Genomic DNA, 8,110 nt, shown 5'->3' with positions numbered 1-8,110 from the left:
GTTAGCAACAGCTGTTTTCATTGAAATAATTTTCATTCCATTAACTTTTTTATAGTTTTTCTTATTTTTAGCAAGTTGTGCTAATTTTTTCCAGTTATATACGTGTAAGAAGTCAGTGTCATTTCTTGACATACCAGCTTCATTTGGTGGCATACCAACTTCGATACCACCTGTATACATTTCTGTATTAAATGAGTTTGTAAAAGCCCAACCATCAGAAACACCTTTACCAGCATCACTTAGATCTTGCATATATGGAGGTAATTCAAGTGTAAAAGATTCTTTTTCTTGAATACGACCTTTTTTAGGATCAAATTTCCATAAAGTAACACCACCACGGTATGACTCTTTGTACTCTTCAATTGGGTGATAGTTATTATCAAAAGGTGCAGCATATTGAGCAGCTTCAATAATATAGTCACTATTTTGAGTAAAGAAAGCCCCACCATGAGCTGATTTAAATACAGGGTTAACTACGATTTGTTTAGTTTCAAAATCGTGTAAATCGATAATAGCGATACGTGGATTAGCTTTATCATTAATAGCTAACCATTTACCATCATATTTACCATTTACTTCAGAAAGTGCAGGGTGATGAGTATCTCCCCAATTTATTTCACGACCACGAATGTTACCTTGTCTTAAAATTTTAAGACTGTCAACATCATAACCGTACCCTTGCCATGGCTCAGGTGTAAATACAGCGATGTATTTTAAAATTCTCATTGATGGAACACCATAAACGATTACTTGTCCAGATTGTCCACCCGAACTAAATACGATAAATTCGTCTCTACCACCCGTAGGGTTGTAAGTTTTTGCAGCACGAATTACATCGTTTTCAGTTAAGCCTCTTGCCTTCATTACTTTTTGTAGTTCACCACCCGTAGCAGCTGATGCCATTGTAGCAGCTAGTGTCGTACCTAAAACAAGTGAAGTAAGCTTGTTGAAATGCTTAGTCATTTTATTCTCCTTAATATTCCTTTGAATATATAATGAAATATACCCAAATGATTCAAAATATTATTATATTTTGGAGGCTAATAATTTGACTAAGGTCAAAATATAAAATTAATTATTAAATTTAAGTAAATTTAACTTTTATAGCTAGAAATAAGATTATTTAAGTCAGATTTTAAATTTTGTAATTTTATAGTAGATGATGTTAACTCTTCAAGCGATTGAATTAATGCATCTTCTTTTTTAGTTAAGTCTTTATCTATATTTTGTTCTTCATCCATGACGTTAAGTAGCTCTAAAAAGTCTTCTATATTGTTTTCTACATTTTCTAATGACTGGTACGAGTGCTCTATAGAATTTGTAGAATGTTCAATTGAACTGTTGATTTTATCTACTAGAGTATTGAAATTATTACTAGCTTCTAATAGTTCCTTACTGTTTTGCTTAATGTTTATAGGTTTTAATTCTTTAATACTAGAGTTTGTAATAATAGTTTTAGAAGTTTTTATGAATTTTTGCATAAATACTATTACATCTTTTAGCTGTGTAAATAAATATATTAGTAAAAATACTAAAGCAAAGAATAAAATATATTGAAATCTTTTATAATTATTAATAGTCTCTTCATAGTTTTTATTGTGCATGCTAATAAGTTTATTAAACTTTACTACTAGTTGCAAATTTGTATTGTAAATATCTTTTACAACTCTTCCAAGTAAAATATCAGTATATGCTGTTATTACTTTTCTCCTATCTCTGAAATTTTTAACATAGAGATGGAATTCTTCCCATAATAATACTATTTCATCACTTTGATTTTTAATTTCTATGGAATTCATATGTTTTGTTATTTGATCTCTATTTTTTAAATTATCAATAAATTCTTTAATAGAATCATCTAATTGTTTTGTAGAAACATTTTTATTTTTGTATATAAAAAAAATATCTTTAGAAATTTCTTGAGTAATGTTTTTTTGAGAATTTATTTTGTCTAGAAGCTTATTATTGAACTTGTTTTTTTCATTAATATCAGTTGATAGCAAAGCTAAAGCAATTGATAGTATAAAAATTAATATGCCAGCTACTTTTATTTTAGTCATTTCCTATTTCCTTTAAAGCTATTGTATTTAGTACTGTGATTTGACCTTGGAGTATATCAATGATTTTATTTCTTTTTAGTCTATTTAATACACGAGATAGAGTTGCAGGCTGTATATGCAATATAAGAGAGATGTCATGTCTTTTTAGCTTGTTAAACATTTCTAGGTCTGTATTTAGCATCTGTGATACTTTTTGAACGGAGTCAAAAATAAACTCTCTGTTTATTAGAGATTCTATTTTTTGAGATCTTAAGCTAATCTCATTAACAAGTTCTAAGCAGAGTAGTTTTTTTTCTAAAAAGTGTTTTTTAAATTGTTCATAGTCAATACTAAGAACTTGGGAGTCTTCAATAAGCGAAACATTTGAAAAGGATGTAAGAGTTTTACTTTTTATATTTGTGATTTCTGAGATCAGAGATTCTTTATATATGTAGTATAAAAATATTTCGTTAGAGTGTTTATCTATTTTATATGTTTTTGCTAATCCGCTAATTAAAAAAAGTAAGTTATTACTATGTTCTTTTTCATAATAGAGTATATATTCACTGTTGTATGAGTGAATAGTAGAGATAGAAGTTAGGAGCTCAATCTCTTGAGAATTTAGAGTTTTGAAAAAATCTAAAGACTCTATTGTACTTTTGACTGACAAAAAAAGTCCTAGTTAAGAACTACAGGACAGTCTTTTTGCGCAATATCAAACTGAAATAGACGTACTTTGGTTTTTGCACTAACATAAACATATGAAGTGTTGATACCAGCTTGAAGAAATTTACTTGATGATTGACAAATACCTGTAGTAACAGCTTCTTTCATTCTTGTTCTGTCTTCTTTTTGTATAGTTTCATCACTTTTGACACCTGTGTTTATCTCAAATGTATAAATAAGAGTTGTATCTTTATTTGTTATAGATGCTAGAGTTGTATATTTGTCTATTACTTGTGGTAGAGTGCTTGCAATCTCTTTTGCAACTAAGCTTGCAATTTCTTTTTTTTGCAATTTCATTTCTTTTTCAGGAAAAATACCAGTTTTAGTAGGCGTATCAGCAGCTAGTAAAGCAACACATAGTGAAAGTGAAATTAAAAATATTTTTTTCATGGTTTTGACTCTTTTTTTTTTAGAATATTATACTGTAGATATTTGATTAATGTATGAGACTAAAAAACCTCAAAGGAGTTTTTTAGTCTTGTTGTTGTCTCATATAAGATGGTATATCTAAATAGTTGTCGTCAAAGTCACCGCCAACTACTAGTTTAGGACGAAGAATAGCTTTTGGAGCTGGAGTGTCATTTACAAAATCTTCATTGTTTGTACTAGTGTTAAGTTCTCTTTCAAAACCAGTTGCAACTATAGTTATTTTGACATAGTTAGGCTCTATATTAGCATCTGTTGAAGTACCAAAAATAACTTCTGCATCTTCATGTGCACTCTCATGTACAACATTCATAGCATCAGATATTTCCATAAGAGGAAAATCAGGGTGCATTTTAAAGTGGACAAGAACACCCATTGCACCATTTATAGTCATGTTGTCAAGTAAAGGAGACTCAATTGCCGCTTTGATAGCTTCATAAGCTGCATTTTCACCCTCATATTCACCAACACCCATAAGTGCCATACCTTTATGGCTCATTACAGTTTGTAAATCGGCAAAGTCAAGGTTTATGTCATTTTCTCCACTTGATAAAATAACACCTGATGTTCCGCTAACTGCTTGAGCTAAAACACTATCTACTATTTTAAAGCTTTCTTTTAGACCAAGTCTTCTATCAATAATAGAAAGTAGTTTATCATTTGGAATAACAACTATAGAGTCACTCTCTTTTTTTAACTCTTCAAGCCCAGCTTCTGCAAGTTTAAGACGTTTTCTACCTTCAAATGCAAAAGGTTTAGTAACTATAGAAATAGTTAAAGCACCAATTTCTTTGGCAATCTGAGCTACTACAGGAGCAGCACCAGTACCAGTACCACCACCAAGACCAGCAGAAATAAATACAATGTCAGCACCTTCAAGAGCAGATCTGATTTCATCATAATTTTCTAACGCAGAATCTTTACCAATAACAGGTTTCATACCTGCTCCAAGACCTTTAGTTAGTTTAGTGCCGATTTGAATCTTAGAAGCACTCTCCGCTTCATGAAGAACTTGTGCATCTGTATTTACCATGATCATTTCGATTCCAGTAACACCTTCTTTAATCATATGACCAATCATATTACCGCCACCGCCACCAACGCCGACTGCTATAATTCTTGCTCCAGTTAAACTTTCTGCTTCTTCAATATTAAATGGTTCCATAATATCACTCCTTAAAATAGCTGGGTAGCCCAGTTCCAAAATTTGCTAAAAGCTCCAGCTTCATCGCTTTTCTTCTCTTTTTTGGATGGTAGAGTAACCATTGTTTGTTCTTTTTCTTCTTCTGCTGATGGAGCAACAGGTATCTCTGGTTCACTTGTAAAATTGATATTACTCTCTGCTACAGGAGTCTCATTTGAATGACGTACTCTCTTATTTACATCTATCTCATAAGGAGTATAGTTACTAGCACTATACATAACTAAACCAATAGCACTTGAGAATTCAGCACTTCTTAGGTTGTCAAAAAGTCCATCCATCTCAATAGGGCGAGCTAGACGAACAGGTACAGAGCCAAAAGTAGCAACTGCTAAATCTCTGATACCTTCCATTTTAGAAAAACCACCAGTTAGAACTATTCCAGCACCTAATTGGTCTTTAAGCCCACTATTTTCAATAAACTGAGCCAAAATCATAAGTGTCTCTTCAACTCTTGCAAAGATAACATTATGAACAACTTCAAGAGATACTTCATGAGTTGTATTTTCATCACCGATAATTGGAAGTTCTATTAGCTCATTACTTGGAGTTAAAAGTGAGCCGTAACTTAGTTTTACACTATCAGCGATATTTAATGGTGTATGAAGAGCCATAGACAGGTCACTAGTTACATGGTTAGAACCAACGCCTAAAAAGTCGTTATATCTAATAGAATTACCAGAATGAATTGTAATATTACTAGTGTTGCCTCCCATATCAATTACTGCTACACCTAACTCTTTTTCATCTTGGTTTAGAGTTGCTATAGAAGAAGCATAACCATTAAGAACTATATTTTCTACTTCAATACCAGCTCCACGAACAGCCTTTTTAAGGTTGTTAAGATTTGATTTTTGTGTAGTTATAATATGAGTTTCTACTTCAAGTCTAGAAGCATTCATACCTAGAGGGTCTTCTATAAAGTCTTGATCATCAACCTTAAAGTTAAATGGAAGAGCGTGAAGAACATCATATTCATTTGGGATATTGGCATTATATAGAGATGTGTGCATAACACGTTCAATCTCTTTAAAACTAATTTCTTTGTTTTGTATATTGACAATACCGTTTGAATTTAAACTTTTTGTATAAGCACCAGAGATAGAGACAACTGCAGTTTTTACATCACTTCCAGATACTCTTTTAGCATCATTGAGAGCTGTTTTTATTGACTTAGAAGCTAACTCTATATTAGTAATGCTTCCTTTTTTTAAACCCTGCGCTTTTGATGTTCCAGCACCAGTTATAGCAATAGTACCATCATCAGCAATTTCGGCAATGATAGCACATACTTTTGTAGAGCCAATATCTATGGCTAAAACAGTTTTGCTCAACTTAGAGTCCTTCGATAAAAATCTCTGTTTTGTACTTGTTTTTTAGGTTTTTAATTAGACCTTCATTAAACATAGCACTTTTTAATCTGACAATTGGATTGTCTATATCAATATTCGTTTTATCAAGCAGTTTTTGTTCCAAAATATTGTATAAAACAATATTTCCATTTTTTAATGAAATGAAATCTCTCTTATCTTGGGAAGAAAAAAGTGCTATAAGAAATTCATTAGCATCTTCAATATTCATATCTGTGATTTTAGCTGCATCTGCATTTGTAACAAAGTCTGTTGTAGTTCCTGTAAATGTAGATACAGAGTTTTTAGCTAATTCTAAAAGTTTCATCTTTTTTTGTTCTGATACAAACATAGGTAAAATTTCTTGTTTTGCTTCTTCGAAAGATTTTGCTTTTGAAGGATTAACTTTAACTAATTCAAATGTATAGTATTCATCTTTTACTATAATTGGTTTTAGATAAGGAGAAACTAGTGATAGTTTAGATATTTTGTCTAAAGCCTCAGCGCCAAAAGGATTTTTAGAAGTAGATATTACTTCACTTAAAACTTCTACATCAGAAGCTAATTTACCTTTTTTGTAAGCTATGTAAGCTCTTAGTGCTGCATCTTTAGTTGCTTTTTCATCTAACTCGATAATAACTGAACTTCTTGCACCCTCTAATGGTAATAATTTACCTTCTACATCTTTAAAGTGAGTTTTGTTTGCAGTATAGTGGTCATTGATTTTAGAATCTTCATATTTATTTGATAGTCTTTCTTGTTTAATATACTTAACTTCATAAGTAACTTCATGCATAAAGTCTTGTTGTCTTGCTTCCCAAAAAGGTTTAAGAACAGCATCTGAAGTGTCAACTTTTATCTTTTCATCACTTAAAATTTTATAGTTAATTCTGTCAGCGATTCTCAAGATACTATTAACTATGTCTAATTCATTTTTACTAACATCAACTGGAAGTAGTTTTAAAGCTTTTTGTATAAGAAGTTGTTTCTTAACATCATCTTCATACTCTTTAATACTCATGTTGTTTCTTGAAAGAACTTGCTTATAAACTTCTTTATTAAAAACACCATCTTTAAAGAAGTACTCTTGATTTTTTAACTCATTTAATAGTTCCGTGTCATTAATCTCTAAGTCATAAGACAATGCAAGGTTAATTATTAGTGCTTGTTCTGTAAGTTGCTTAAGTGCTTGAGACTGAAGACCAAAACTTTTTGCTTTTTCTTCGTCAAAATTGCCTTGAAACATTTTGTTATATTGAGCATAAAGGTTTGAGTATGTCTTTTGAAGTTCACCCATAGTAACTTCTACATTTCCTACTTTTGCTACTGCTCCAGCTTTATCACCGTATGAGTACTGTCCCCAGCCAACAAAACCTGCTCCAACGAAAGCGATTGTTGAAATCCAGATAGTAATTATGAGGTATTTTTTATGTCTTTGCATCCATGTAATCATCTAGTTTATTACCTTATGTATGATATTTTTGTAATTCTAGGTAAATTCGTATTAAACCTTGATAAAAGGCTTATTAGTTAAGTTTTGACAAACACTTATAAAAACATAATTTAATGATTAAAACAGTAAAGTAGCTTAACAAAACTTAAAGAATATATAGTACTTTATGATATGAAAATTAAGCACAGTTTTTTGATTGTAGAATATTTTTAGACCAATTATATAAACTAAGTTTATATGAAAAGAGATAAAATTGAATAAATCAAAGATAGCTCTAAAAGTAGTTCTTCCATTTGTTCTAGGGCTACTCCTCATCGCTACTGTATCAATATTAGGAATGTACTATCTACAAAAACTTCATATAAAAAAACAGTCATATGAAGTTTTTCAAAATGTATCTACTATACTTTCACAAACTATAACAAGTGATATTGATAACTTTGTTGACTAAATATTCTAGTAAGAATAGATACTATAAAGAGTTAAAAGATTTCTATGTTGTTGATACAAGTTTGAAATATATAGCTTAGAACTCCAAGAAGTTCTAAACAGTAGCAAAGACATTACTAATATGGAAGTTAAAAATGGAAGACATACATATCATGTTCATAGTACTGCATTTAAGGATATTACAGGTAAAGAAGTAGGTAAGCTGTATGTGTACTTTTAGATACTAGTGCTGAGTTTAAGTTTTTGATAGCTCTTATAATTGCGATGAGCTTAATAGTTGGGATAATAATAGTTGCTCTTATATTTTACTACACTAAATTTATGAGAAAAACTGAAAAAAAACTAAATGAAGCTCATGAGAAAATTCGACTTAATTAAAAAAACGGGTGCATAATTTTCTACTTTTTCTTATAATTCACAAGATAATAATCTACTAAGTTTAGCTTCAAACTTTTACTTAATCCGC

The 8,110-nt window shown here is 30.6% G+C and carries 7 protein-coding genes and 1 pseudogene; 1 reads left to right on the top strand and 7 read right to left on the bottom strand.

Annotated features, from left to right (window positions below; translation table 11 throughout):
* The 7 genes and pseudogenes from QZZ48_RS12795 to QZZ48_RS12765 all read right to left on the bottom strand — a co-directional run.
* A pseudogene (locus QZZ48_RS12795) lies at nucleotides 1–963 on the bottom strand (cytochrome C); the annotation flags it as partial.
* 131 nt (nucleotides 964–1,094) lie between these two features.
* Nucleotides 1,095–2,060: a hypothetical protein gene (locus QZZ48_RS12790; RefSeq protein WP_294966502.1), complete on the bottom strand. Its 966-nt coding sequence runs from the start codon at nucleotides 2,058–2,060 to the stop codon at nucleotides 1,095–1,097.
* Nucleotides 2,053–2,709, bottom strand: coding sequence for a Crp/Fnr family transcriptional regulator (locus tag QZZ48_RS12785; protein WP_294966500.1), 657 nt, complete (start codon nucleotides 2,707–2,709; stop codon nucleotides 2,053–2,055). Before QZZ48_RS12785 ends, QZZ48_RS12790 begins: the two co-directional genes overlap by 8 nt.
* 8 nt (nucleotides 2,710–2,717) lie before the next feature.
* Nucleotides 2,718–3,155 (bottom strand): hypothetical protein, encoded by a 438-nt coding sequence (locus tag QZZ48_RS12780; RefSeq protein WP_294966498.1) that lies wholly within the window; start codon nucleotides 3,153–3,155, stop codon nucleotides 2,718–2,720.
* A gap of 82 nt (nucleotides 3,156–3,237) precedes the next feature.
* Complete coding sequence (gene ftsZ / locus QZZ48_RS12775; protein WP_294966496.1) at nucleotides 3,238–4,356, bottom strand: cell division protein FtsZ; 1,119 nt, start codon at nucleotides 4,354–4,356, stop codon at nucleotides 3,238–3,240.
* Between the two features lie 11 nt (nucleotides 4,357–4,367).
* Entirely contained in the window at nucleotides 4,368–5,726 is a 1,359-nt protein-coding gene (gene ftsA, locus QZZ48_RS12770) for a cell division protein FtsA (RefSeq protein ID WP_294966494.1), read from the bottom strand.
* A gap of 1 nt (nucleotide 5,727) precedes the next feature.
* Nucleotides 5,728–7,194 carry a peptidylprolyl isomerase gene (locus QZZ48_RS12765; RefSeq protein ID WP_294966492.1) on the bottom strand — a complete coding sequence of 489 codons (1,467 nt, stop codon included), beginning with the start codon at nucleotides 7,192–7,194 and terminating at the stop codon, nucleotides 5,728–5,730.
* Nucleotides 7,195–7,447: 253 nt separating this feature from the next.
* Here QZZ48_RS12765 and QZZ48_RS12760 point away from each other — a divergent pair, with 253 nt between their 5' ends.
* Nucleotides 7,448–7,645, top strand: a complete 198-nt coding sequence (locus tag QZZ48_RS12760; RefSeq protein WP_294966491.1) for a hypothetical protein — start codon at nucleotides 7,448–7,450, stop codon at nucleotides 7,643–7,645.
* The last annotated feature ends 465 nt before the right edge of the window (nucleotides 7,646–8,110 follow it).

Source organism: Sulfurimonas sp., from assembly GCF_016744025.1.
Taxonomy (GTDB): Bacteria; Campylobacterota; Campylobacteria; order Campylobacterales; family Sulfurimonadaceae; genus Sulfurimonas.
Note: the sequence above shows the minus strand (reverse complement) of the source record. Positions and strands in the feature narration are given on the sequence as shown.

Bases quoted from the DNA above. Each gene is read 5' to 3' on its own strand.
- QZZ48_RS12790 (WP_294966502.1), bottom strand. From the start codon at position 2,060: ATGACTAAAATAAAAGTAGCTGGCATATTAATTTTTATACTATCAATT.
- QZZ48_RS12780 (WP_294966498.1), bottom strand. From the start codon at position 3,155: ATGAAAAAAATATTTTTAATTTCACTTTCACTATGTGTTGCTTTACTA.
- ftsZ (WP_294966496.1), bottom strand. From the start codon at position 4,356: ATGGAACCATTTAATATTGAAGAAGCAGAAAGTTTAACTGGAGCAAGA.
- QZZ48_RS12765 (WP_294966492.1), bottom strand. From the start codon at position 7,194: ATGATTACATGGATGCAAAGACATAAAAAATACCTCATAATTACTATC.